Below are 24,508 nucleotides of genomic sequence, written 5' to 3' on the forward strand. Positions count from 1 at the left end.
CCCATGGACACGACCCAATCACTATCAACAGCTAAACGCAGCTCATTGATGCAGATAGCACCCGTAATGCTCTGCTTCTTTGCAATGGGCTTCGTAGACCTCGTGGGAACTGCATCAAACTACGTGCAAAAGGATCTCGGACTCACCGACTCGCAAGCCAATCTGTTTCCGTCGCTCGTATTCTTCTGGTTCCTCATATTCTCGGTGCCTACAGGCATGCTCATGAACCGTATAGGCCGAAAGAAGACTGTGCTCATCTCCCTTGCCGTAACAGCCTGCTCGCTCATATTGCCGCTTACAGGCGACGGTTACATGACAATGCTCGCCGCTTTTTCACTGCTCGGAATAGGCAATGCCATTATGCAGACATCGCTGAACCCGCTCGTAACCAACCTCATCAGCAGCGACAAACTGGCTTCAACCCTTACATTCGGACAATTTGTAAAGGCCATCGCCTCGTTTCTCGCTCCAATACTTGCCGCCTGGGGGGCAACAACCTATCTGCCTACATTCGGGCTGGGATGGCGTGCACTGTTTGCAATCTATGCAGTAATAAGCTTCCTGTCCATCTCGGTACTCGGTGCGACTCCCATTGAGGAGGAGCGCCCCGACAAGGCATCGGGCATAGGTGCCTGCCTTAAGCTTCTGGGCCGTCCCTTCATCCTGCTATGCTTCCTCGGCATAATGTGTCACGTGGGAATCGATGTGGGCACCAACACCACCGCTCCCAAAATAATCATGGAGCGACTCGGACTTCCGCTCGAAGAAGCCGGATTTGCAACAAGCATCTACTTCATATTCCGTACTGCAGGTTGCTTCCTCGGAGCATTCATACTCCGCTCGGTTCCGGCAAAACGCTTCTTCGCGCTAAGCGTGATCATGATGATAGTAGCAATGGGAATACTGGTGAGCTGCGACACGCTATATACCATATACGCAGGCATAGCCATGATAGGTTTCGGCAACTCCAACGTGTTCTCAATAATCTTCGCACAGGCTCTGAACTCATCGCCCGACGAGAAAAACGAAGTGTCGGGACTCATGATTATGGGACTATTCGGAGGCACGGTATTCCCCCTCGCAATGGGATATGCAGCCGACACTGCCGGACAGAACGGCGCCGTGGCCGTAATGGCCGCAGGTGTAATATATCTGCTCTATTACACCCTTAAAATCAAAAAATAATACATTTATAAAAACTTAAACAATAACAATCATGAATGACATAGTAGTGGGAATGGGAGAAGCCCTGTGGGATGTACTCCCCGAAGGTAAGAAAATAGGCGGCGCTCCCGCAAACTTCGCCTATCACGTATCGCAATTCGGCCTTGAAAGCTGTGCAATAAGCGCAGTGGGAAACGATGCTCTCGGCACCGAACTGCTCGAGAACTTCAACCGAAAAGGCGTGAACTACCTTATAGAAAATGTGCCTTATCCCACAGGAACGGTACAGGTCGAAATCGACCAGGCCGGCATTCCGCAATATGAGATAAAGGAGAATGTGGCTTGGGACAACATTCCCTATACGGCAAGGCTTGAAGCTCTCGCCGAACGCACACGCGCCGTATGCTTCGGTTCATTGGCCCAGCGAAACGTAGTGTCACGCAACACTATCAATCGATTTCTCGATGCAATGCCTCAGGACGACAACAGGCTAATCGTGTTTGATGTAAATCTGCGCCAGGGATTCTACAACAAGGAAATCCTGTGCAACTCAATGAAGCGCTGCAACATTCTAAAGATTAACGACGAGGAACTTGTGACAGTGAGCCGGATGTTTGGATATCCCGGCATCGACCTTCAGGACAAGTGCTGGATACTTCTTGGCAAATACAACCTGAAAATGCTTATTCTCACCTGCGGCATAAACGGAAGTTATGTTTTCACACCCGGAAATGTATCGTTCCAGCCAACTCCCAAGGTAGAAGTAGCCGACACTGTAGGAGCCGGTGACTCTTTCACAGCCGCTTTCATTGCCAACATCCTTAAGGGAAAATCGGTAATCGAAGCTCACAAGAAAGCAGTCGACACATCGGCCTATGTCTGCACTCAACAGGGTGCCATGCCGGTGCTTCCCTCCTACATAACCGAATAAATCCATTGCAATTAACTCTACTCTTTTACGGGGTTGTGTCAACCATTACACAGCCCCTTGCCTGTTTAATTCATAAAAATTTAATAAACCGTTGAGGGAGGCTCTATGTTTAAAGATAGACGGGTTACGTTAAATTAGTTAAACAGTAATCGCGTGTATTTTGGATTTTTATGAAAGAATTATTGATTATAGTAGGTCTTATTCTGCTCAATGGATTATTTTCGATGTCGGAAACCGCTCTTATTTCAGCGCGTAAATCACGACTGTCACAGGAGAGCAAGCGTGGCAACCGTGCCGCACGCACGGCTCTCGAGATAGCCAACGACCCCGACTGTTTCCTGTCGACAATTCAGATAGGCATAACACTTATAGGCATCCTCACCGGTCTATACTCAGGCGCTACATTCGCAAATACATTTGCCGACATCCTCGTCAAGTGGGGAGTGGCTCCGGCTTACTCCGATGAAATAGCACAGGTGACGATAGTCATTGTTGTAACCTACCTATCAATCGTTGTGGGCGAACTCGTGCCTAAGCGCATCGCGCTTAATTCAGCCGACACTGTGGCAAAGATTGTGGCCCGACCAATGAAGCTGCTTTCAAAAATTACAATGCCTATAGTGTGGCTGCTTTCGGTGTCGACCAACCTTATAGTGAGGCTGCTTAACCTGCGAGGCGATGAAAACAAGACCACCGAGGGCGATGTGAAACAGATAATCGAAAACGGAGCCGCATCGGGCGAAGTCAAGGAGGTTGAAAAGGACATCATGACGCGTGCCCTCGTGCTTGGCGACCAGCGCGTGGCATCGATCATGACATGCCGCAAGGACATCGTAACGCTCGAAATCGACATGTCGACCGACGACATAAAGCGCAGCATAGCCTCAGAACTTCACGACACCTACCCCGTTCTCGACGAAAATCACGAGGAGATAAAGGGCACCGTGTCGCTGAAGGATCTCATACTCACCCTCGACAGCCATGACTTCGAGCTTAACAAGGTGTTGTCGCCCGGCACGTTCATTCCCGAAAGCATGAATGTATATGACGCTCTTGAGCGACTTAAAAACGAGCATGTCCACTGCCTGATTGTGTGCGACGAGTTTGGCACAATGCAAGGTGTGGTGACATTGAACGACATCCTCGACGGACTGGTGGGATGCTGTGACACTCCGGCATCGGGGCCCTATATATTGCCGATGGACGACGGCAAGAGCTATCTTGTCGACGCACGCTGCCCGGTTTATGACTTCCTCAACTATTTTGACCGAGGCGACCTCTACCAACCTGCCAATTATGCGTCGATAGGCGGACTTATCCTTGAAAACACACGCAAAATACCCGTTGAGGGCGAAAACATAAAGTGGAACGACTTCCTGTTTAAAGTCGTCGACATGGACAAGGCACATATCGACAAACTACTTGTGACAATAACGAAGGACGCACAATAACGCCCCGTCAAGAGAGGCATCATTGTGCGTCGACTCAAAAGAGTTTATCATTAAGAGCCGGTACGACAATAAATGTTAACGGCAGGGCGGTCAATTGTTGAGTGATTTTCTTTAGCTCTTTCGGGAGCGATGGGGTTCCATCGCTCCCGAAAGAGATGAAGAAAAGCGCCAACGAGTGGCCGAGGCGAAGGTAACTTTCGTCCCATCAAATAAATATTATGGGTATAATGTAATCGTCAGTCAGCAGTACCGGAGCATGAAAAGTATCGCGGCAAGATATGTCATTGCCCGAGCTGAAGACAGGTATCGCTCATAGTTCCGGCATAGTCGCCGATAGTTTTCGAGCCAATAATTTGTGCGTTCCACCACCCAACGGCCTGAAAGCGGGCGAAATTCAGCTGTACCGAAATTCGATTTCACACATTCGATAATGCAGTCCTCAAGCCTGGAATCAACGCCACAGTATCCTTTATCAGCCTTGACCATTCCATGGAAGCCTGACAAAAACTTACGGATGCGCTTCCGTCGGCAATGCTTAAACTTTATTTTCATGGAACCAATGATTTATGTTACTGAGGTATAACACAAATCAAACCTTTTTCCATTTTGGTTGAACCGAAATTACCATCGCCTCGCATATTGCGGGCGCTTTTCCGTCTGTTTGTCAGTCGTGTACATCCGGTACACTCCTTCCTCGCAGACCAAAAATCGCTCCGCACTATGCAACCCTGCCGTTAATATTTATTGTCGAACCGGCTCTAATATCACTGAGCGCGATTCAATTTCAGCGCAATTGTGAAACTTTCGGTGTCATTGATCCAAAGCGAACCGAGGTCGACCAACTTGTTTATGCCCAATTCAGGCATTATCTCGGTCATCAGCAACTTAACAACCGGGTCATTGGGATCGGCGGCTATCATCTCGGCAAGCTTCTCGTCGAGCTTGTCAAGTGCGGGAATAAACGCCTTGACCACCGAATCTATCATTTTTTCATCCAATACAAGGCTCATGCTGTTGTAATCGCTACGCACTATCTGCAACGGAATTCCATTCTTATTCCAATATTCAAAATTCTCCATCAGCACGCTCACATCCACTCCGAGTTGAGCAAGCTTTTCAAGCAGCTGCTTCTCCATTTCAGGTAACGCGCCGTTGTTCAAGTCAGGATCTTCGCCGTTGTCTATGGCTATCTGTGCCATAATGTTTGGCATATAAGGTATGACACACAGATAATTGCCGGGTGAATACCAGAAAGCAAGATTGCGAGGCGACTCTTTCCAGTCATTGTTTACATGGATGTAACGCCCCTGCTGCTTGTCGACACCGGCTTCCATGAATGTCACCAGGTCAAAGCCGCTGCTATATAGAGCCGTTACGTTTCCATCGGGGGAAAATGTTACCGATTTCAGCATCTGATACACAATGTTGCCGGCAAGAAGACTTGCCATAGCCGACAATCGGGCATCCATTTCAACGCCACCGCTCTTAGTAACCCAGCTAACCTGTACGGGAGCATTGGCCATTCCTTCGGGTGTCAACGGCAGATATTCGGCCAACACCCATGTTCCGGTAACATGGTTTTGAACATTGTCGGCCAACACCGCTTTAAAATTCATGTCAGCTTTTCCCTGTGTCGTGACATTTCCTTCAACCGACAGATTATAGATGACAAGCTTTTCGTCAGATTTCGATGACGGAAGCATACAAGGAGGAGTGTCAAGTGTAGTGGCTCCCGTGACATTAAACGAGCCGTCGGGCTGTTGAGCCATGTCAACAGCCATCGTTACTTCAGGATAGCCCGGAAGTACATTCACAACATTAATCACACCCTTGGATGAGTTATCGGCCTTAATCTGAACCGAACCGTAGGAACGATCGCCGTTGAACGTTATCATTGCATCGGCACCGGTTATAGGTCCCGAAGGCAGCTCCTCCCACGGAGCTTTATTGTCATCATCGCTACAGCCGAATGTCGCCAGCATGGCCATCGACATTATAAACAAGAGAGATTTTTTCATAATTTGATAATACATTATAAAGGGTTGTTACTTTTCTTTTAACAAATACTCCCGCCCTATTGATGGTTTAACTCATGTTAAATAGCACGTAACTTAAAAAAGAGTGACCGGTAAACGAGTTACCGGTCACTTTTCATCAGGGATTGTATGGAATGTCAGTAAGAGTATGCTACAATGTAATTAGCGATAGTCATGAAATTGCTGCTGAAGTTTTTGACGGGCAAAGAATATGCGGCTCTTCACTGTTCCGAGAGGCAGATTCATCTTTTCGGCAATTTCATTATACTTGTATCCTGCAACATGCATTGAGAAGGGAACACGGTATTCGTCGCTGAATGAGTTGATGGCCTTGGTTATCTCCATGGCGGCAAATGATCCTTCGGGAGTCTGGAAACCTGAATCTTGGGGCAAGTTGATATGATATAAATCTTCTGTCTTATCAACAACTGTTGATGAACGCACTACTTTGCGGTAGTTGTTGATAAAAATGTTACGCATAATAGTAAATACCCAACCTTTGAAATTAACATTGTCAACATACTTGTCTTCATTGTCGAGAGCCTTCAATGTAGTGTCCTGAAGCAGATCGTAGGCATCGTCGTAGTTGGATGTTAACATGTAAGCAAAATTCAATAGATTACTCTGAAGGCTTAAAAGTTTGCCTTGAAATGTAGTAGAAGTTCCCATGATGAATTGTTTTTGTTAGTTTGATTGCTTTATGTTTTAGTTTGATGTTGCAAATATACAAATAATTTTAATAGACAAAACATTTTTGTCTATTTTTTTCAAATATTTTGCAAAATAATTTTAAATAAATATCTAATTTATTATTAATCAATTAATTAAATATAATATTATATTATTACAATATTATTACATAGTTTACATTATATATTACATCATTGCAACAATAGTGTTACTACTACACTTATTTTATAATGTAGTGAACTTTTTTAGGCCTTTTTTATTGTCACCCTTAATGTAGTTTAGCGTAATTTTTGAAGTGTAAAAATTACACTTCAAAAATTACGCTGTTCACAAATGTACATTGTGATGTAGATAAAGCTTGATAAATTAATAAGAGATTTTTACAACTAAATTTGCATCGTATTCACCCCTGATTGTATAACCGGATAATCGTAATTACAAAATAAGTTATAATAATGATTTAATAGTATTATACACCTGTTTCAACATAGTTATCAAGAGTAATGGCGTAACGTTTTTATTAACATTGAATGTTATAAACCGTATGTTAATAACATTGTGATATCATTGGAAGATTGCAATATAGCAGTATTTTATATGTAGATTATTTGTAGATTGTAGTTTCATAAGTTAATATGCAAGCATATACCGAAAAAGTTATCACACTTATCAACATGCTTATATAATCTTACTTTGAAAGTTTTTTGAAAAAATTTTTCGAAACAAAATAGAATAATAATGTTGACAAGAAAGTCGAGGGAGTGGATCGAATTCCAATTTAGTACATTGACTATGTTGTCATGATGTGTTGATCCATTTTTATTGCCTATATATAATAAACCTATATATATAGATGTACGTGTATAAAGTTATGTCCTAATCTTGCCTAATAATTAATAAGTTGTTACCTTTGCAAGCCATTCACATGGTGCTTATTCACATCTTACTATAATATTACTTATTTAGTATAGATTTATACTTATAATATATCAATCTATGACAATGAATGTCGATAAAGGCTATGTCGACTCTCCGGTTGACAAAGACATTGACTTGAAAGCTGAGATTCTTCGATTGAAGAAGGAGAAAGGTGCGGTCATTCTTGCCCACTATTATCAGAAAGGTGAAATACAGGATATCGCCGATTATATAGGCGACAGTCTTGCGCTTGCTCAGATAGCTTCGCGACTAACCGAACCGATTATCGTACTGTGCGGAGTCAACTTCATGGGTGAAACCGCCAAGATACTCTGTCCCGACAAGAAGGTGCTTATTCCCGACCTTAGTGCCGGCTGTTCGCTTGCCGACAGTTGCAAAGCCGATGAGTTTAAGAAATTCATAGATGATAATCCCGGACACACTGTAATAAGTTATGTGAATACATCGGCCGATGTAAAGGCTCTTACCGATGTACTCGTGACATCAACCAATGCACGGCAGATAGTGGAGAGTTTTCCTGAGGATACTCCAATCATATTCGGTCCCGACCGTAACCTCGGAAACTATATAAATTCAGTAACGGGACGCAACATGAAGTTGTGGAACGGTGCTTGTCACGTTCATGAACAGTTCTCGGTTGAGAAACTTGCAGAATTGAAGCGTCAGTATCCCGATGCCAAGGTATTGGCTCACCCCGAATGTCCCGCTCCACTGCTCATTCTTGCCGATAAGGTGGGTTCTACAGCCGCTTTGCTCAATTATGCAGTAAAGAGCGACAACAAGGAGTTTATTGTGGCCACTGAAAGCGGCATACTTCATGAAATGAGGAAGCGTTGTCCCGACAAGATATTCATTCCCGCTCCTCCGGCTGATTCCACTTGTGCATGCAACGACTGTTCGTTCATGAAGCTCAACACAATGGAGAAGCTCTATAATTGTCTTAAATATGAGCAACCTCAGGTTGAGGTCGACAGTGAAATAGCCGATAAGGCTCGTCGTCCAATAGAGCGTATGCTTGAAATAAGCGAGAAACTGGGACTATAACACCATTAACCGAATAAAATAAAAAATCATTATATGGAATATAATCATAGAGATATAGAGAGCCGCTGGCAGCAGTATTGGAAAGAAAACAAGACTTATAAGACGGAGATTGACAATTCGCGTCCCAAGTTCTATGTGCTCGACATGTTTCCTTATCCTTCGGGAGCGGGATTGCACGTAGGTCATCCACTTGGTTACATAGCAAGTGACATCTTCTCGCGTTACAAGCGCCTGCAGGGTTACAATGTGCTTCATCCCATGGGATATGACGCTTACGGTCTTCCGGCTGAACAGTATGCCATACAGACTGGTCAGCATCCCGAGATAACCACTGTCAACAACATAGCACGCTATCGCAATCAGCTTGATAAGATAGGTTTCTGCTACGACTGGGATCGAGAAATCAAGACTTGCGACCCCGAGTACTATAAATGGACACAGTGGGCGTTCATGAAAATGTTTAACAGCTACTATGACACAAAGCTGGATAAGGCAATGCCCCTAGCCGACCTTATAGCTCACTTTGAGAAGGAGGGAAGCAAGGGTGTGAATGCAGCCTGCGGCAAGGAACTTGAGTTTACTGCCGAAGAGTGGAATGGCTACAATGAAAAGCAGAAGAGCGACACTCTCATGAACTATCGCATAGCTTATCTTGGAAACACTATGGTCAACTGGTGTCCCAAACTTGGTACAGTGTTGGCTAATGACGAGGTGAGCGAAGGTCTTTCAATACGTGGAGGCTACCCTGTTGAACAAAAACTGATGTATCAATGGTGTCTTAGAGTGTCGGCTTATGCTCAGCGTCTTCTTGACGGTCTTGAAAGAATAGACTGGACCGACTCCTTGAAGGAAACACAACGTAACTGGATAGGTCGTTCCGAGGGTGCCGAAATGCGTTTCCCCATTGCAGGAAGCGATGTTGAACTTGAGATATTCACCACTCGTGCCGATACCGTGTTTGGCGTTACATTCATGGTTATGGCCCCTGAAAGCGCCTATGTCGACATGATAACTACTCCCGAGCAGCGCGCTGCCGTGGATGCCTATATCGATGAGGTAAAGCACAAGACCGAGCGTGAGCGAATGATTGAGAAGAATGTATCGGGAGTATTTACCGGTGCTTATGCCGTTAATCCGCTTACGGGTAAGGAAATTCCCGTGTGGGTGAGCGATTATGTGCTCGCCGGTTACGGTACGGGTGCTATTATGGCCGTTCCGGCTCATGACAGTCGTGACTATGCCTTTGCAAAGCATTTCAATCTTCCTATAGTTCCGCTTATTGAAGGATGTGACGTAAGCGAGGAGAGCTTCGATGCAAAGTCGGGTAAGATGATAAATTCATGTGGAGCCGAGCTTGACCTCAACGGTATGGAAGTTAAGGATGCTATTGCAGCAACCAAGCGTTTCATCGAGGAGAAGGGAATAGGAAAGGTAAAGGTCAACTATCGTCTTCGTGACGCTATATTCAGCCGTCAGCGTTACTGGGGTGAACCGTTTCCCGTATATTACAAGGACGGTGTTCCTCACCTGTTGGATGAGTCACAATTGCCTTTGCTGTTGCCCGAAGTTGACAAGTATCTTCCTACCGAATCGGGCGAACCTCCGTTGGGTCGTGCCAAGGATTGGAAGAGTGCCGAAGGCTATCCTCTTGAATTGAATACGATGCCCGGATTTGCCGGATCGTCGGCCTACTATTTGCGTTATATGGATCCCCGCAACAATGAGGCTCTCGTGTCGAAGGAAGCCGATGACTACTGGCAGGATGTCGACCTTTACATAGGCGGTACCGAACATGCTACGGGTCACTTGATATACAGCCGTTTCTGGAACAAGTTCCTCTATGATTTGGGCATTGTGTGTCGTGACGAGCCTTTCCGCAAGCTCATAAACCAGGGTATGATTCAGGGACGCTCCAACTTCGTATACCGCATTAAGGACACCAATACTTTTGTGTCTTATAATCTTAAGAAGGATTATGATGTTACACCTATCCATGTCGATGTAAACATCGTCAGCAACGATATTCTTGACCTTGACAAGTTCCGTGCATGGCGTCCTGAATTTAACGATGCCGAGTTTATTCTTGAGGATGGCAAGTATGTTTGCGGATATGCGGTTGAGAAGATGTCAAAGTCCATGTTCAATGTGGTGAATCCCGATGACATTGTAGAGCGTTACGGTGCTGACACACTTCGATTGTATGAGATGTTCCTCGGTCCGCTTGAGCAGAGCAAGCCTTGGGACACTAACGGCATTGACGGCGTAAACCGCTTTTTAAAGCGTCTGTGGGGACTTTTCTATAAAGGTGACAATCTTGTTGTAGATGACAGCAAACCTTCAAAGGACGAGCTTAAATCGCTCCACAAGCTTATAAAGAAGGTGACATGGGACATTGAGAACTTCTCGTTCAACACTTCGATAGCTGCGTTCATGATATGTGTCAACGAACTCAATTCGATGAAATGTCACAGTCGTGAGGTTCTCGGACAGCTGTTGCTCCTTCTTGCTCCTTTTGCTCCTCACATCACTGAAGAGCTTTGGCATGCCATAGGTAACGACAGCACTATATGTGACGGTTCATGGCCTGTATGCAACGAAGAGTACCTTAAGGAGGATACCGTGACAATGGCCGTGTCGTTCAACGGTAAGGCCCGTTTCAATATTGAAGTTGCTGCCGACACTCCTCGTGAAATTATAGAGAAGACAGCTCTTGAACATGAAGGCGCTGCAAAGTGGCTTGAAGGAAAGAGCGTGAAGAAAATCATCGTAGTTCCCGGTAAGATAGTCAATATTGTCGTGGCTTGACATGTCACGGCAATAAATGACTCGTGTAATGCGTTAATTCATTGAAACATCCATGTCATCAGGTTATGAGAAAAATAGTATTTGCAACCAACAACAAGCATAAGCTCGAAGAGATTAGGGCTATATTGGGTAATGAATTCACTATACTCGGACTTGGTGATATAGGATGCAATGAGGATATACCTGAGATTGCCGACACACTTGAAGGTAACGCTGCTATAAAGGCTAAGTTTGTAAAAGAGCATTACGGTTACGACTGTTTTGCCGATGACACCGGTTTGGAGGTGGATGCCCTTAACGGTGCTCCCGGAGTCTATTCGGCCCGTTATGCGGGTCCGGCTCACGATTCGGCTGCAAATGTGTCTTTATTGATGCGTAACATGGAGGGTGTGACTGACCGTAAGGCCCGTTTCCGCACTGTCATAGCCCTTATAGAAGGTGATGACATAGTTGAGATGGAAGGTACGGTAGAGGGTGTCATAATCGATGAATTGCGCGGTTCCAACGGATTCGGATACGATCCCGTATTCATGCCCGAAGGTTATGATGTGACTTTTGCGGAAATGGATGCAGCGGAGAAGAACAGAATAAGTCATCGCGGTCGTGCCACCGAGAAACTCAGGAAATATCTGACTGAAAAAAATATCTTTTCATAGAGTCACGTTTCCCGGTTTTAAAGCATGATTTACCGAATGTTTCTACTTGTGTTGTCGTCGCTTATGGCGACAACATTGTCTGCGCACATACCTGTAGGAGAATGGTCGGTCTATAACAACTATACTCATCGCACAGGCAAGGTTATAGACACTGCCGACAAAGTTTTCTTCCTGTCGGAGGGTAATCTTTTTCATTACGACAAAAAGTCGGATGAAACATTCGGCTACACCATGTTCAATGGGTTGAGCGGTGTAGACATTGCCGATATTTACCGTAATAACGCAGGCCGTTATCTTCTTGTAGTCTATGGTGACGGTAATATTGATTTGTTGCATGATAACGGTGATATTATCAATCTCGGTGATATAAAGGATGCTCCCCAGGTGACGGGTAAGAATATAAACGATGTAGCTTTTGAGGGTAATCTTGTGCATGTAGCCGCCGGATTCGGCATCGTGACATTCAATACACGTGACTACACCGTAGTTGAATCAGGCATATTTAACCGTGAGGTGACGGCTATTGCTGTCGTAGGTGAAAATATGGTGATATGTTGCGATGACAAGCTCTACACCTCGCCTCTTAAAGAGCGTCACAATACATTTGATGCATTTACCCCTCTGGGTGAATTGGCTTCAATGTCGATGGCCGGAATAAGCGAAAACCGCGCATTGTCGGTTGATGGACGCGACAATGGTAAGGCTTATGTCATTGAATTTGATTTTGAAAAAGGGAGTTTCAAGGCACGTGACATAACGATGGGACGCTCGCGTCACATCATCGATAGCGGTGACTTCCACACGGTGTCGAGCCGCTATGAGCTTGCTATTTTTAATAGTGAAGGACGACAGCTTGAACGCATCGACATCCCTTCGGAATTCAGGTTGCTTGACGATGAACCTTGTGTGTCGACATGCAAGGGCATGGAGAGTGTGTGGCTCATAAACCGTGACGGACTTTGCAATGTAAACATGGGTAACAAGGGTGAGAGCGTGACATTCAATCATGCGTTTTTGCGGCCTATGGGTACTTCGCTTGTGAGTGGTGCCGGTTATCTTGCAAAGGGAGTTTCGGGAAATGTGTATGCGTCAAATAGAGCTGTGGGTCGAAACGGATTTATGGCCGGATATGACGCTGTGATGGGCATAAATATAATCAATCAGGGATTTGTAGAGAATATAACGCCCGAATTGAAGGATGTAACGTTGAATAATCGTGTTTCTCACGGATTGTTGAGAGCGGGAACACGTATATTGGAGGACCCTGAGGAACCTGGCACTCTATTTGTTGGAACCTGGTATGAGGGCATCTATAAATTCCGTGACGGAAAGCAGATAGGAAAGTATGATTGGAACAATTCACCCTTTAAACGTGACTATTCATGCTGTGTCCTTGAACTTGCTTTTGACAGCTACAACAATCTTTGGTGTTACGGCATAAATGCATCTGATTTTGTCATAGCGGTTCTTCCTGCATCCAAGCGCAAGTTTGACAATACAACTGTTGACGACTGGGTAGTAATAGACATCGAGGATTTCGGCACCTACGACACATGGAATGCCGTCATACTTCCGTGTAAGAGCCGTGAATCAAGAAACGTTACATTGATTGCCGAAGGATGGAATGAATTTAAGTTTGCAGTCTACGATACCGGGGGAACAATGGAGAGCATTTCGGATGACAGGTATCGTGTGATAGATGAATTTGTCGACCAGGATGGAAAAGTGTACTCCTCTTTGGCCGTAACGTGCATGGTTGAGAACAGCGACGGCAGTGTGTGGCTTGGAAGTGATGAAGGTGTATTCATAATAAGAAGGCCTGTAGATATGCTTAACTCGGGAACTACAGTCGAGCATGTCAAGGTTTCACGTAACGACGGCAGCGGATATGCCGATTATTTGCTTGACGGTATCAAGATTTCATCCATTTCGATTGATGCTTCAGGGCGCAAATGGATATCGACGACAAGCGACGGCATATATCTTGTAGCACGTGACGGGCGTGAAATAGTAGAGCATTTTACTACCGGCAACAGTGACATCCCCACCGATGAGATAAATGTAGTGTTATGTTCCGATATTGATAACACTGTCTACGCGGGTACCCGTTACGGAGTGTCATGTTATGGAGCCGACTTTGCTCCCGTTGCCGATGATTTTTTCAATGTCACGGTTTATCCCAATCCTGTCAGACCCGATTATTCGGGACCGGTGACCATCGAGGGATTGAGTGAGAGATCACTTGTAAAGATAGGTGACGCTTCGGGCAACATATTTTTTCAAGGCCGTCCTGAAGGCGGAATGTTGACATGGAATTGTTGTGACCGCTCGGGAAAACGTGTGACATCAGGCGTTTACTACGTATTCGCTTCAAGCAGCGACGGCAGTGAAGGAGTGGTGACAAAGATAATGGTGATAAATTAATGACCAAAAAATTCTATAAACCGAATCCAATTGTGTATATTTGGTGTTAATTTAAATATAGACTCATCAGATACGCGACTATGGAATTACGATACATAAATGAAGATGAAAAATGCTACGGTATAACCGGTATGGCCATAGGTATGGTAGTGTGGAACGCTGAGGATGTACTTGCCTCGGTGTCGCTTGACGCTCCGGTTGATGAAGTGGTGGAATTTACCAATGAATACTATTTCAACGGCAATCCCCGATTGTCGGCCAAAGTGGCATGGAATCATATACTCGAACACTATCAGGTGTCAATGGGAATGATGATAGGCAACGTTCTTTGCCGAAGTTATGTGCTGCATGAGTCATCGCTTGACAACAAGATAAAGGACGAGCTTATAAAATATCTTGATGAAGAGGGACGCGAAACCTGTTCGCTTGAGAGTGATGAAGTGAGGAGATTGTTTGACAAAAGTTTCTCCTACCTTAACAAGGTTTTCAATCACTCGGGAGTGCAGTCGATAGCTCACGATTTCGCGCGAGTGCTGAAAAACCGTCGCCGAATGTCGCGCGGTGAAGTCATCGAGCAGCTACAGGCTCTCCATCAACTTTAATATACCTCTTAGTTGCCCGCATGAAGAAATAGAGAAACAGTGCGGCTGCAATGAACAGGCTCACCGAGAAACTCAATATGATGCCGTAGGTACCCATCGATGCCGTGAAGGCAAGCAGATAGGTGGCAGGAATGCCTATGACTACATAGCTCACAAAGGCTATCCATATCATGGGCATTACGTGTGATGTGCCTCGGAGTGCATTTGCGAAGTTTATCTGTGTGGCATCGCCCATCTGATATAGCACGAGCGGCACTATCAGCACTACCGTTGCGGCTATTACTTCGGGATCCTCGGTGAACGCATTAATGAATTCGTGTCCGAATACAATAAATAAGGTTGATGATATGGCGGCAAGAGTGAGCATGATGTGATAGCCGGCAAATGCTATGCGACGCATTCCTATGCGATCGTTCAATCCCGCGGCATTGGCTACGAGAACCGATACTGCCGATCCCATGCTGTAGTAGATACAGAAGCCGAGAGTGCCCGTTATCACGATTATCTGGAACGATGCAAGGCTTATGGCTCCAAGCCATCCGGCCATGACAGCCGCTATTGTAAACGAGCCTGACTCGAATGTCATCTGAAGCGATACCGGCCATGATGTGCGGTTGATTTGTCCTATCATCATCGAATTGATGCGTGATGCTTTAAATCCGTCCCTGTAGGTGCGGAAATCCTTGTAGAGGAAGAATATTACCATTACGACCACAGGACACAGCACGCGGGCAAAAAGAGTGCTGTAGCCGGCTCCTATGAGGCCCAGTTCGGGAAATCCGCATTTACCGTATATGAGAAGCCAGTTTCCGAGAATGTTAAGGGAGTTGGCCGAAAGGAGTATCCACATGGGAAGTTTTGTGCGGTTTATGGCAAACAGCCATTGTGCAAACACATTGAATATCGCTATGGGAAGCATTCCCGCCATCACTATAAGATAGTAGGGCTTGATGAGCGGCATCAGCTCCTCGGGCTGTCCGAGTCGGTCGATGTTAAGCCACAGTATAAACATTATCGTCGTCACGAGTAGCGAGAATATGATGTTTATAAGCAATCCGTTCTTTATCATGCCTCCTATCGTGGTGTCGCGTTTCTGAGTGAATAACGCACCGATAAGAGGAGTAAGACCGTAGGAGAAGCCAAGACATGCAAATGTAGCCACGTTGAATACATTGTTTACAAACGATGCTGATGCGAGTGCTTCGGTAGAGTAGCGACCCACCATTATGTTGTCGGCAAATGCAACCACAATCATTCCCAATTGCGATATGAGAATGGGTATTCCGAGGCTGAATATTGACGCGTAATTTTCCTTGTATTTTTTCCAGATATCTTTCATATTGCAAAGTTACTCATTTATAATCGAATGGGGAAATTAATAAAAACTTGTGAAAATACGAATTTAGGTTTGTTATAAACTATTAGTATTGTCATGAGCAGTCTTTTAAGTGATTCAGTGAGTTTCTTTGTCGAATATTCTTCCTATATTTGCAGCAGTTTAAAAATTAAAACATCTAAAAATGAAATCACTTCTTATTTCTGCAATGGTGATGTTGTCGGCGACGACAGCATCGGCCTTTGACTACGTGGTCACCGGAAATGCAGCTCCTGAAATGGAGGGTAAAATGTTCTATCTACTTGACGACAACAGCAATCTTGTCGATTCGACAAAGGTAACAGCCGGAAAATTCAAGTTTCAGGGAAATGCCGACAAGGCATACTATGGCCGTATAGGATTCAAAGAAAACGTTGAAGGAGGCGTGCGTACCAATTACATCGCCGAACTCATTGTAGAGCCCGGAACAGTTGAAATGGACATGAACAAGCGCATGCCAGCCAAGGGCGGTGAGCTTAACACAAAATTCGCCTCTCTGTGGGGTGGTGTCATGGCTAAGCAGAATGCCGTTATGAAGCAGCTTGAGGCTCTTCAGAAGGATTCGCTTGATCAGGAAACAATGATGCAGAAGCGTAACGAGATAGTGAACGCTTTCTATCAGGACTTCGGCACTACGGTTAAGAATGCAATACTGGAGAACAAGGACAATGCTGTGGGAGTTTCGGCACTGCGTCAATATTCACAGCTGTGTACTCCCGAGGAGTGGCAGGAAGTGTATGCGGTAGTGTCGCCCGACATCAAGAATCTTGACTTTGTAAAGGAGCAAAACAACAAGGTAAATAATATCCTTCGCACTTCGGTTGGAAAGAAATTCATCGATGTGGAGGGAAAGAATATCGACGGCACAGTAGCTCATCTTTCCGATTATGTGGGCAAGGGCAAATATGTTCTTGTTGATTACTGGGCAAGCTGGTGCGGTCCCTGTCGCCGCGAGGCCAAGGAAACTCTGATTCCTCTATACGAGAAATACAAGGATGACGACCGCTTCACAATACTCGGTGTCGCTACATGGGATGAGGCCGATGAAACAAAGAAGGCAATAAACCGTCTTGGCTACAAGTGGCCGCAGATAATCGATGCGGGCACAGCTCCTTCGGATACTTACGGATTCAGCGGTATTCCCATGATCATGCTGTTTGGCCCCGACGGCACTATTCTTGCCCGTGACATACGAGGTGAGGAGATTGTCAACAAAGTGGCCGAATGTCTGAAGTAGAAACGCGAGCGTAGCTCAAAATAAAAGAAGCGCGGCATAATTGTCACGCTTCTTTTATTTTTTAGTGCTATTGCGGCTGTTCATCGGGATGCAGCGCCGAGTATATTATTGAGGCACGTGCAGGGCCTGTTATTTCAGCTATCCGGTCGATTGATGCTTCCTTCAGTCGCTTTACGCTCTTAAAGTGCTGTAAAAGAGCCGTTTGTGTTTTGTCACCGATTCCTTTTATTTCATCTAATTCGCTGATTATCTGACCTTTACTTCGTCTGTTGCGATGATGCGTTATACCAAATCGGTGGGCTTCGTCGCGAAGATGCTGAACTATGCGCAGCGATTCGGAATTTTTGTCGATATAGAGCGGTATGCTGTCGCCCGGGAAGTATATTTCTTCAAGTCGCTTCGCTATTCCCACAACGGCTATTGTGCCTCTCAGTCCCATGTCGTCCAACGCCTCCACGGCAGCGCTGAGCTGTCCTTTTCCGCCATCGACAACTATCAGCTGGGGCAATCCTTCGCCTTCCTCCATCAAGCGTGTATAGCGGCGCGTGAGCACCTCTTTCATTGAAGCGAAATCGTCGGGTCCCTCGACTGTCTTTATGTTGAAGTGACGGTAGTCGCGTTTCGACGGTTTGGCGTTCTTGAACACAACACACGATGCCACGGGATTTGTGCCTTGAATGTTTGAATTGTCGAAGCACTCGATGTGACGGGGAAGCTCGCTTAGCCGGAAATCCGATTTCATGCGTTCGAGCGTGCGTTCCACCCGCTGTTCGGGATTGTGTTTTTCCATCATCTTCAGGGAGTCGACCTTGTTCTGTCGGGCATTGTGGGTCGACACCTGCAGCAGCTTGAGTTTGTCGCCGCGCTGTGGTATAATGAACGAAACTCCGGGCATCTCCATGTCGGGCAGCACGGGCACTATTATTTCATCGTATTCCAGATTGAATTTCTCCTTGGCTTCCACTATGGCATAGCTCAGAATCTGCTCAATCGACTCTTCAAGTCGTCGCTTGTACTGAAGAGTGATGCTGCGCACTATCGCGCCTCGACGCACGTGCATGTAGTTTACGTAGACATCGGTGTTGTCGTCGTCGATTCCGAATACGTCAATGTCGTCAAGTGTCTGACTCACGATGACACTCTTGGATTGATAACGCTCCACAAGCTGATATTTTTCTTTCAGCATCTGTGCCTCCTCAAAGCGCAATTCTTCGCTCAAACGCTCCATTTCAAGCTTCAGATAGTCGAGCAGTTCCTGGGTTTCGCCACGAAGTATCTGCTTCACGTGATCTATCATGTCGGCATACTTTTCGGGGCTTATTTGTCCGGTGCAGCATCCGAGGCAGTTCTTAAGATGATACTCAAGGCATAACCGTCCCTTGCCCTTGTTTATGAAATCGGGGGTAATTGCATGACGGCATGTGCGCACGGGATATAGTTCTCTTATCAGATTAAGAACCGCTTTTGCTATTCCCGTATTTGTATAGGGACCGAAGTATTTTGAGCCGTCCTTTATGCGCGTACGAGTAAGGAATACCCTCGGATAATGCTCCTTGGTGACGACTATCCAGGGGTAGGACTTGTCGTCCTTAAGCAACACATTGTAGCGCGGCTTGTACTCCTTTATGAGCGAATTTTCGAGGTTGAGTGCATCGCCTTCGGTGGGTACGACGATATATTTCATGTCGGCTATTGCACGTACAAGAAGGTTGGTGCGCACCGAGTCATGAGTGCGGTTGAAGTAGGACGACACCCGTCGTTTAAGGTTCTTCGCCTTACCCACATAGATTACAGTCCCGGCTGCATCGTAGTATAGATAGCAGCCGGGCGTATCGGGAAGAATGGAGATTTTCTCCTTCAGTTGTTGTGACTTTTCTACTTTAGCCAAATGGGTTGTCTTTCTGTTTTAGTAAACGATAAGCGATCTTACATCGGCATCGGCGGGGAGGTTTTTGCGACCGTTCAATGCGCTTAGCTCTACGATGAAGTTTATGTAGATCTTGCGCGGATTCATGCTCTTGACGAGTTCGTAGCAGGCGGCCATTGTGCCTCCGGTTGCGAGCAGGTCGTCGTGCAGCACCACTACATCGTCGGGGGTTATAGCGTCACGGTGTATTTCGATTGTATCGGTGCCATACTCCTTCTCAAACGATGCGCTCACGGTGTCGGCGGGAAGCTTTCCGGGCTTTCGTGCAGGCACGAAACCTGCTCCTATTTCGTAAGCGAGAATAGCGCCACCTATGAATCCTCTTGACTCGATGCCTACAACTTTTGTAACGCCTTTGTCGCGATAAAGTTGAGCAAGGTCCCATCCAACAATGTGCATGGCTCTTGGATCCTTGAACATCGTAGTGAGATCTCTGAATATGATTCCGGGTTTCGGGAAGTCATACACATCACGGATTTTTGACTTGATGTATTCCATTGTTTACACGTTTAAATATTTGTATATTAGAAAATTATTAATGTTTCACGTGGAACAATCACCTACCCATAAGCAACAGCAGTATGTTTATGTCGCTTGGTGATATTCCGGGTATTCGGGAAGCCTGTGCCACTGTTTCGGGGCGAATCTTTTCAAGCTTCTGGCGAGCTTCGGTCGAGAGAGCCTTTATCTCGGAGTAGTTGAAGCGGTCGGCTATCTTGAGATCCTCGAGGCGTCGTATTTTGTCGGCCACCATCTTTTCGCGTTCGATGTAGCCTTGGTATTTCAGCATTATCTCGGCGGCTTCGATTATCTCCTCTCTCCGATCCGGTTCGATGCGTTCTATTTGACGGGCGAGTGCGTCGATGTGGGGAGCGAGCATTGCTATTGTCAGCTGCGGGCGAAGTATCAGGTCGTGCAGTTTCACGCCTTGCTTCAGCGGAGTTGTGCCGAGGCTTTCAAGGGCTTCGTTTATGAGTGAGGGCTTCAATGAGTAGTTGCGTATAAACTCTACGAGCTCGTCACGCTGACAGCGTTTTGACTCCATAAGCAGGTATCGCTCCTCCGATGCAAGACCGATTGAGTAGGCTCGCGGAGTGAGTCGCATGTCGGCATCGTCCTGACGCAACAGGATGCGGTATTCGGCGCGTGAGGTGAACATTCGGTAAGGCTCGTCGACACCCTTGGTCACGAGGTCGTCGATGAGTACGCCTATATAGGCTTCGTCGCGTGCGAGCACAAAGGGTTCTCGGTTTTGGACGGCAAGTGCCGCATTGGCTCCGGCAATCAGTCCCTGTCCGGCCGCCTCTTCATATCCGGTTGTTCCGTTGACCTGACCGGCAAAGAATAGTCCCTTGATCAGTTTCGTTTCAAGAGTGTGAAGCAGCTGTGTGGGATCGAAGAAGTCATATTCGATGGCATAGCCCGGTCTATATATCTGCACATCTTTCAGTGCCGGAATCGACTCCAGGGCTTCGACCTGGATGTTGAGCGGTAGCGATGATGAGAATCCGTTAAGATAGAACTCCTGAGTGTCCTCGCCTTCGGGTTCAAGAAACAGCTGATGCTCCTCCTTGTCGGCAAATGTCACTATCTTGGTTTCGATGCTCGGGCAGTAGCGCGGCCCTATGCTTTGTATCTGTCCGTTGTAAAGCGGTGAGTCGGGAAGCCCGCGACGCAGTATCTCATGTGTCGTGGTGTTGGTGTAGACGGTGTAGCAGTCGCGCTGTTGCAGCCGGCGATGTACATTGGGGAGATAGCTGAATTTATGGAAGTCGTCGTCGCCGTGCTGAGGTGTGGTGAGCGCCCAGTTGACGCTGCGTCCGTCGATGCGCACGGGTGTTCCGGTTTTCATTCGTGCGGTTGTGAATCCGGCATCGCGCAGCTGCTCGGTGATGCCGTGTGACGCCGGTTCCGACACTCGTCCTCCCTTGACCTGCGCACGGCCTACGTGCATCAGTCCGTTCAGGAATGTGCCGGCTGTAAGCACTACTGCTTTCGATGTAAACTTCACTCCGAGCGCGGTTACCACGCCCTTTACTTTTCCCTCTTCTATAATCATTGACACTACCGCATCCTGCCATAGCGACAGATTGGGCGTGTTCTCAAGAACGTGACGCCAGGCGGCACTGAATTTCATGCGGTCGCTTTGGGCTCGCGGACTCCACATAGCAGGCCCTTTGGAGCGGTTGAGCATGCGGAATTGTATTGCCGTTTGGTCGGTGACGATTCCCATCATTCCGCCAAGGGCATCGATTTCACGCACGATCTGTCCTTTTGCAATGCCTCCTACGGCGGGATTGCAGCTCATCTGTGCGATTTTGTTCATGTCCATCGTTATGAGCAGGGTGCGTGAACCGAGGCGTGCGGAGGCCGATGCCGCTTCACATCCGGCATGTCCCGCGCCTACCACTATCACATCGTAGTCAAAATTCATAGGTCAAAAAAATGGATATGTGTGATTAATTATTGTCATCGCAACGGAGCATAGCGAGGGCTTCGTTCTCGTTCTGTTCCATGATTTCACGTTCTCCGGGGCCCTTGTCGTTTATGCCGCACAGGTGGAGCACTCCGTGAATTATCACGCGCAGCAGCTCGTTGTCGTAGCTTGCATTTACAAGCTCGGCGTTGGTGGCTACGGTGTCGAGCGATATGAACATGTCGCCGCTCACCATTCGTCCGCGTGAGTAGTCAAATGTTATTATGTCGGTATAATAGTCGTGGTTTAGAAATTGTCGATTGACTTCGATTATGCGGTTGTCGTCGCAGAATATGTAGACCAGCGGTCCCAATATACGGTCGTGCGACTTTACCACTCGGCCAATCCATTCGGCCAATGCTTCAGTGTCGATTTTCGGCATCTCCACATTTTCGCATATCCAGTCAATCTTATTCATTTTACAGTGTTTTTGTTACTACAAAAGTAAGCAAAATTCACTATATGGCAAAGTGAAAAAGCTTATTGTCGCACCGGCTCTTAACTGAAAAATATGTAGGCTGCGATGATTCCGGCCACCGACCCTACGGCATCGGCAAGGAGTGCGTAGGGCACGGCGTAACGTGTCTTCACCACGCCCACGCTTCCGAAGTACACGGCGAGGATGTAGAATGTGGTGTCGGTGCTTCCCTGTATAGCCGCTGACACACGTGAAACAAATGCATCGGCTCCGTAGGTGCTCATCAAGTCAACCATCATGCCGCGGCTTCCCGATCCGCTCAGCGGTTTCATCAACGCCGTAGGCAACGCTCCCACCCATTCGGCGTCGAGGCCGATGGCGTTAACGGCAAGCTCCATCCAACGTGTTATCACATCCATTGCTCCCGAGGCGCGGAACACCGCTATAGCCACGAGTATTGCCACGAGATAAGGAATAATCATTACTGCGGTCTTGAAGCCTTCCTTGGCTCCTTCTATGAATGCATCATACATGTTGATGCGTTTTCTCAATCCGGCAAGCAGAAACATTACGATGACCGAAAACAACAGTGCGTTGGCAACAAAGCCTGAGTAAAGCTCGACCTCCTCTTTGGGAAGCCGTGCGAAAAACCACACCACGCCGGCCACTATCAGTGCAAGTCCGCCAAGCCATGCAAGCATTACTTTGTCGAGAAGATTGATGCGTTGTTTTATGCACAAAGCCACGATGCCCACAAATGTGGCGATGAATGTAGCGAGCAATATAGGCAGAAACACATCGGTGGGATTGGACGCTCCGGCCTGTGCGCGATACATCATTATGCTTATGGGGATGAAGCATAGTCCCGATGCGTTCAGGATAAGAAACATCAACATGGCATCGGTGGCGGTGTCCTTCTTGTCGTTAAGCGACTGCATTTCCTGCATGGCTTTAAGTCCGAGCGGAGTGGCTGCGTTGTCGAGGCCGAGCATGTTGGCCGACACGTTCATGAATATGGAGCCCATAGCTGGATGTCCCTTGGGTATTCCGGGAAACAGGCGGGTGAACAGCGGACTTATCAAACGCCCGAAGAACTGGATGACTCCTCCGTGCTCTCCGATTTTCATCAGTCCCATCCACAGCGAAAGGATGCCGGTCAATCCGAGTGATATTTCAAATGCCGTCGCAGCGGATGAAAACGATGCGCTCATTATAGTACTCCAGATGTCGAGGTCGCCGAGAAAGATCGTTTTACCCACAGCCACGACAAATGCGATTAGGAAGAATGCTATCCAGATGTAGTTAAGTGCCATTGCAAGATTTTTTACAAACTTAGCTATTTTTTGTCACATCACTTTTCAATCGGGCGTATATTTGTGATTTTAACAAATATTAAATATATGAAAGGTTTATAAGTATTACCGAGATTTTTCACGATATTTTTGTATGAGTGAATATTTAAATATAAGCGATTGAATTATAGTGATTTATTGGACATTGTAAGCCTCTTAGATTTTGATATTTAAATTTATCCCGTATAGATTGCCGAATTTTTTAATTCTCGCAGGGAAAAATTTGTAACTTTGCGAAGGACATAGTCTTTACACATGATCAAGCATTGGCAAAAGGAACTTAACGAAGCTGCGCGTCCTGAAAAGATTAAAATACTTTCATCTTTCTTCAAGACGGGTCCCGGAGAGTATGGCGAGGGTGATGTTTTCATCGGACTTGCCGTGCCCGACAATCGTACCGTATCCAAGCGTTACCTTATTGCCGATTTTCCCGACCTTGCCGTTATGCTCGACTCGCCCATACATGAGTATCGCCTGTCGGCTCTGCTTGTCATGGTGGAGCAGTACAAGAGAGCCCGCCGCAATCCTGCGTTCAGGGAATCGTTGGTTAAGTTCTATATCGACAATGCCGTCAAGGCCAACAACTGGGACCTCGTTGATTTGTCGGCACCTTATATTTTGGGCGAGCATGTATATGAGAGTTCCGACGATGAAGTGCTTTACCGGTTCAGCGAGAGTGACAACTTGTGGGAGCAGCGCATTGCTATAGTGTCTACGTTGGCATTGATTCGTCACGGACGCTTCGATGTCACGATTAAACTGGCCGAGCGTTATATGTCGCATACCCATCAGCTCATACACAAGGCTGCCGGATGGATGTTGCGTGAGATGGGCAAGCGCGGAGGCGATGTGGAGCTGCACGATTTCCTCGACACCCATGCCTCGGTTATGCCGCGCACCATGCTCCGTTATGCTATAGAGCGGCTCGACCCTGATGAACGAAAACATTATATGAACCTAAAATAACCCCTCCCCTACCCT

General features: G+C 46.6%; 19 protein-coding genes. 10 read left to right on the plus strand and 9 right to left on the minus strand.

The annotated features are described in order from the left end of the window. Positions 1 to 3: 3 nt before the first annotated feature. From E5354_RS07315 to E5354_RS07325, 3 genes are all read left to right on the plus strand, one after another. Positions 4 to 1,185 (plus strand): MFS transporter, encoded by a 1,182-nt coding sequence (locus tag E5354_RS07315; RefSeq protein ID WP_246863766.1) that lies wholly within the window; start codon positions 4 to 6, stop codon positions 1,183 to 1,185. A 31-nt stretch (positions 1,186 to 1,216) separates the two neighbouring features. Continuing rightward, complete coding sequence (locus E5354_RS07320; RefSeq protein ID WP_123394818.1) at positions 1,217 to 2,095, plus strand: carbohydrate kinase family protein; 879 nt, start codon at positions 1,217 to 1,219, stop codon at positions 2,093 to 2,095. Positions 2,096 to 2,265: 170 nt separating this feature from the next. Continuing rightward, on the plus strand, positions 2,266 to 3,546 hold the full coding sequence (locus tag E5354_RS07325; protein ID WP_135946962.1) for a hemolysin family protein: 1,281 nt from the start codon (positions 2,266 to 2,268) through the stop codon (positions 3,544 to 3,546). 240 nt (positions 3,547 to 3,786) lie between these two features. Here E5354_RS07325 and E5354_RS07330 read toward each other — a convergent pair whose 3' ends face one another. From E5354_RS07330 to E5354_RS07340, 3 genes are all read right to left on the minus strand, one after another. Then, positions 3,787 to 4,098 (minus strand): transposase, encoded by a 312-nt coding sequence (locus tag E5354_RS07330; RefSeq protein ID WP_135946963.1) that lies wholly within the window; start codon positions 4,096 to 4,098, stop codon positions 3,787 to 3,789. A 212-nt stretch (positions 4,099 to 4,310) separates the two neighbouring features. After that, positions 4,311 to 5,564, minus strand: coding sequence for a DUF4925 domain-containing protein (locus E5354_RS07335; RefSeq protein WP_168353845.1), 1,254 nt, complete (start codon positions 5,562 to 5,564; stop codon positions 4,311 to 4,313). Between the two features lie 180 nt (positions 5,565 to 5,744). After that, on the minus strand, positions 5,745 to 6,251 hold the full coding sequence (locus E5354_RS07340) for an RNA polymerase sigma factor (RefSeq protein ID WP_135946967.1): 507 nt from the start codon (positions 6,249 to 6,251) through the stop codon (positions 5,745 to 5,747). A gap of 1,017 nt (positions 6,252 to 7,268) precedes the next feature. On the opposite strand from E5354_RS07340, the gene nadA reads away from it, so the two are divergent. From nadA to E5354_RS07365, 5 genes are all read left to right on the plus strand, one after another. Further along, a complete protein-coding gene (gene nadA, locus E5354_RS07345; RefSeq protein WP_369699069.1) occupies positions 7,269 to 8,255 on the plus strand; it encodes a quinolinate synthase NadA in 987 nt (328 codons plus the stop codon). A 33-nt stretch (positions 8,256 to 8,288) separates the two neighbouring features. Continuing rightward, positions 8,289 to 11,060, plus strand: a complete 2,772-nt coding sequence (leuS, locus tag E5354_RS07350; RefSeq protein WP_135946971.1) for a leucine--tRNA ligase — start codon at positions 8,289 to 8,291, stop codon at positions 11,058 to 11,060. A gap of 65 nt (positions 11,061 to 11,125) precedes the next feature. Beyond that, positions 11,126 to 11,716 carry a non-canonical purine NTP diphosphatase gene (locus E5354_RS07355; RefSeq protein WP_135946972.1) on the plus strand — a complete coding sequence of 197 codons (591 nt, stop codon included), beginning with the start codon at positions 11,126 to 11,128 and terminating at the stop codon, positions 11,714 to 11,716. 24 nt (positions 11,717 to 11,740) lie between these two features. Continuing rightward, positions 11,741 to 14,140: a hypothetical protein gene (locus E5354_RS07360; RefSeq protein WP_135946973.1), complete on the plus strand. Its 2,400-nt coding sequence runs from the start codon at positions 11,741 to 11,743 to the stop codon at positions 14,138 to 14,140. Between the two features lie 80 nt (positions 14,141 to 14,220). Then, positions 14,221 to 14,742: a hypothetical protein gene (locus E5354_RS07365; RefSeq protein WP_123394826.1), complete on the plus strand. Its 522-nt coding sequence runs from the start codon at positions 14,221 to 14,223 to the stop codon at positions 14,740 to 14,742. On the opposite strand, the gene E5354_RS07370 is transcribed toward E5354_RS07365, so the two are convergent. Next, positions 14,708 to 16,081, minus strand: a complete 1,374-nt coding sequence (locus E5354_RS07370; RefSeq protein WP_135946975.1) for an MATE family efflux transporter — start codon at positions 16,079 to 16,081, stop codon at positions 14,708 to 14,710. The genes E5354_RS07365 and E5354_RS07370 overlap by 35 nt on opposite strands. A gap of 181 nt (positions 16,082 to 16,262) precedes the next feature. Here E5354_RS07370 and E5354_RS07375 point away from each other — a divergent pair, with 181 nt between their 5' ends. Next, the gene (locus E5354_RS07375; RefSeq protein ID WP_135946977.1) at positions 16,263 to 17,354 is read left to right on the plus strand and encodes a TlpA disulfide reductase family protein; all 1,092 of its coding nucleotides are present in this window, start codon (positions 16,263 to 16,265) and stop codon (positions 17,352 to 17,354) included. Positions 17,355 to 17,421: 67 nt separating this feature from the next. Here the strand turns inward: E5354_RS07375 and uvrC are convergent, their stop codons facing one another. The 5 genes from uvrC to E5354_RS07400 all read right to left on the minus strand — a co-directional run bounded on the left by uvrC (position 17,422) and on the right by E5354_RS07400 (position 23,488). Continuing rightward, positions 17,422 to 19,242 carry an excinuclease ABC subunit UvrC gene (gene uvrC, locus E5354_RS07380; RefSeq protein ID WP_135946979.1) on the minus strand — a complete coding sequence of 607 codons (1,821 nt, stop codon included), beginning with the start codon at positions 19,240 to 19,242 and terminating at the stop codon, positions 17,422 to 17,424. A gap of 18 nt (positions 19,243 to 19,260) precedes the next feature. Then, positions 19,261 to 19,779 carry an adenine phosphoribosyltransferase gene (locus E5354_RS07385; RefSeq protein WP_123394830.1) on the minus strand — a complete coding sequence of 173 codons (519 nt, stop codon included), beginning with the start codon at positions 19,777 to 19,779 and terminating at the stop codon, positions 19,261 to 19,263. A gap of 58 nt (positions 19,780 to 19,837) precedes the next feature. Next, positions 19,838 to 21,715 carry a tRNA uridine-5-carboxymethylaminomethyl(34) synthesis enzyme MnmG gene (gene mnmG / locus E5354_RS07390; RefSeq protein ID WP_135946981.1) on the minus strand — a complete coding sequence of 626 codons (1,878 nt, stop codon included), beginning with the start codon at positions 21,713 to 21,715 and terminating at the stop codon, positions 19,838 to 19,840. 25 nt (positions 21,716 to 21,740) lie between these two features. Next, positions 21,741 to 22,175 (minus strand): rRNA maturation RNase YbeY, encoded by a 435-nt coding sequence (ybeY, locus tag E5354_RS07395; RefSeq protein WP_135946983.1) that lies wholly within the window; start codon positions 22,173 to 22,175, stop codon positions 21,741 to 21,743. An 80-nt stretch (positions 22,176 to 22,255) separates the two neighbouring features. Continuing rightward, positions 22,256 to 23,488: a nucleoside recognition domain-containing protein gene (locus E5354_RS07400; RefSeq protein WP_135946984.1), complete on the minus strand. Its 1,233-nt coding sequence runs from the start codon at positions 23,486 to 23,488 to the stop codon at positions 22,256 to 22,258. Positions 23,489 to 23,782: 294 nt separating this feature from the next. Between E5354_RS07400 and E5354_RS07405 the strand changes: the two genes are divergently transcribed. Then, positions 23,783 to 24,493 carry a DNA alkylation repair protein gene (locus E5354_RS07405; RefSeq protein ID WP_135946986.1) on the plus strand — a complete coding sequence of 237 codons (711 nt, stop codon included), beginning with the start codon at positions 23,783 to 23,785 and terminating at the stop codon, positions 24,491 to 24,493. Positions 24,494 to 24,508: the final 15 nt, after the last annotated feature.

Source organism: Muribaculum sp. NM65_B17 (assembly GCF_004793735.1).
In the GTDB taxonomy this organism is placed as follows: Bacteria; Bacteroidota; Bacteroidia; order Bacteroidales; family Muribaculaceae; genus Muribaculum; species Muribaculum gordoncarteri.

Bases quoted from the DNA above. Each gene is read 5' to 3' on its own strand.
- E5354_RS07405 (WP_135946986.1), top strand. From the start codon at position 23,783: ATGATCAAGCATTGGCAAAAGGAACTTAACGAAGCTGCGCGTCCTGAA.
- E5354_RS07375 (WP_135946977.1), top strand. From the start codon at position 16,263: ATGAAATCACTTCTTATTTCTGCAATGGTGATGTTGTCGGCGACGACA.
- E5354_RS07315 (WP_246863766.1), top strand. From the start codon at position 4: ATGGACACGACCCAATCACTATCAACAGCTAAACGCAGCTCATTGATG.
- E5354_RS07335 (WP_168353845.1), bottom strand. From the start codon at position 5,564: ATGAAAAAATCTCTCTTGTTTATAATGTCGATGGCCATGCTGGCGACA.
- ybeY (WP_135946983.1), bottom strand. From the start codon at position 22,175: ATGAATAAGATTGACTGGATATGCGAAAATGTGGAGATGCCGAAAATC.
- E5354_RS07360 (WP_135946973.1), top strand. From the start codon at position 11,741: ATGATTTACCGAATGTTTCTACTTGTGTTGTCGTCGCTTATGGCGACA.
- leuS (WP_135946971.1), top strand. From the start codon at position 8,289: ATGGAATATAATCATAGAGATATAGAGAGCCGCTGGCAGCAGTATTGG.
- E5354_RS07400 (WP_135946984.1), bottom strand. From the start codon at position 23,488: ATGGCACTTAACTACATCTGGATAGCATTCTTCCTAATCGCATTTGTC.
- E5354_RS07365 (WP_123394826.1), top strand. From the start codon at position 14,221: ATGGAATTACGATACATAAATGAAGATGAAAAATGCTACGGTATAACC.
- E5354_RS07320 (WP_123394818.1), top strand. From the start codon at position 1,217: ATGAATGACATAGTAGTGGGAATGGGAGAAGCCCTGTGGGATGTACTC.
- E5354_RS07340 (WP_135946967.1), bottom strand. From the start codon at position 6,251: ATGGGAACTTCTACTACATTTCAAGGCAAACTTTTAAGCCTTCAGAGT.
- E5354_RS07370 (WP_135946975.1), bottom strand. From the start codon at position 16,081: ATGAAAGATATCTGGAAAAAATACAAGGAAAATTACGCGTCAATATTC.
- E5354_RS07325 (WP_135946962.1), top strand. From the start codon at position 2,266: ATGAAAGAATTATTGATTATAGTAGGTCTTATTCTGCTCAATGGATTA.
- mnmG (WP_135946981.1), bottom strand. From the start codon at position 21,715: ATGAATTTTGACTACGATGTGATAGTGGTAGGCGCGGGACATGCCGGA.
- E5354_RS07385 (WP_123394830.1), bottom strand. From the start codon at position 19,779: ATGGAATACATCAAGTCAAAAATCCGTGATGTGTATGACTTCCCGAAA.
- E5354_RS07330 (WP_135946963.1), bottom strand. From the start codon at position 4,098: ATGAAAATAAAGTTTAAGCATTGCCGACGGAAGCGCATCCGTAAGTTT.
- E5354_RS07355 (WP_135946972.1), top strand. From the start codon at position 11,126: ATGAGAAAAATAGTATTTGCAACCAACAACAAGCATAAGCTCGAAGAG.
- nadA (WP_369699069.1), top strand. From the start codon at position 7,269: ATGACAATGAATGTCGATAAAGGCTATGTCGACTCTCCGGTTGACAAA.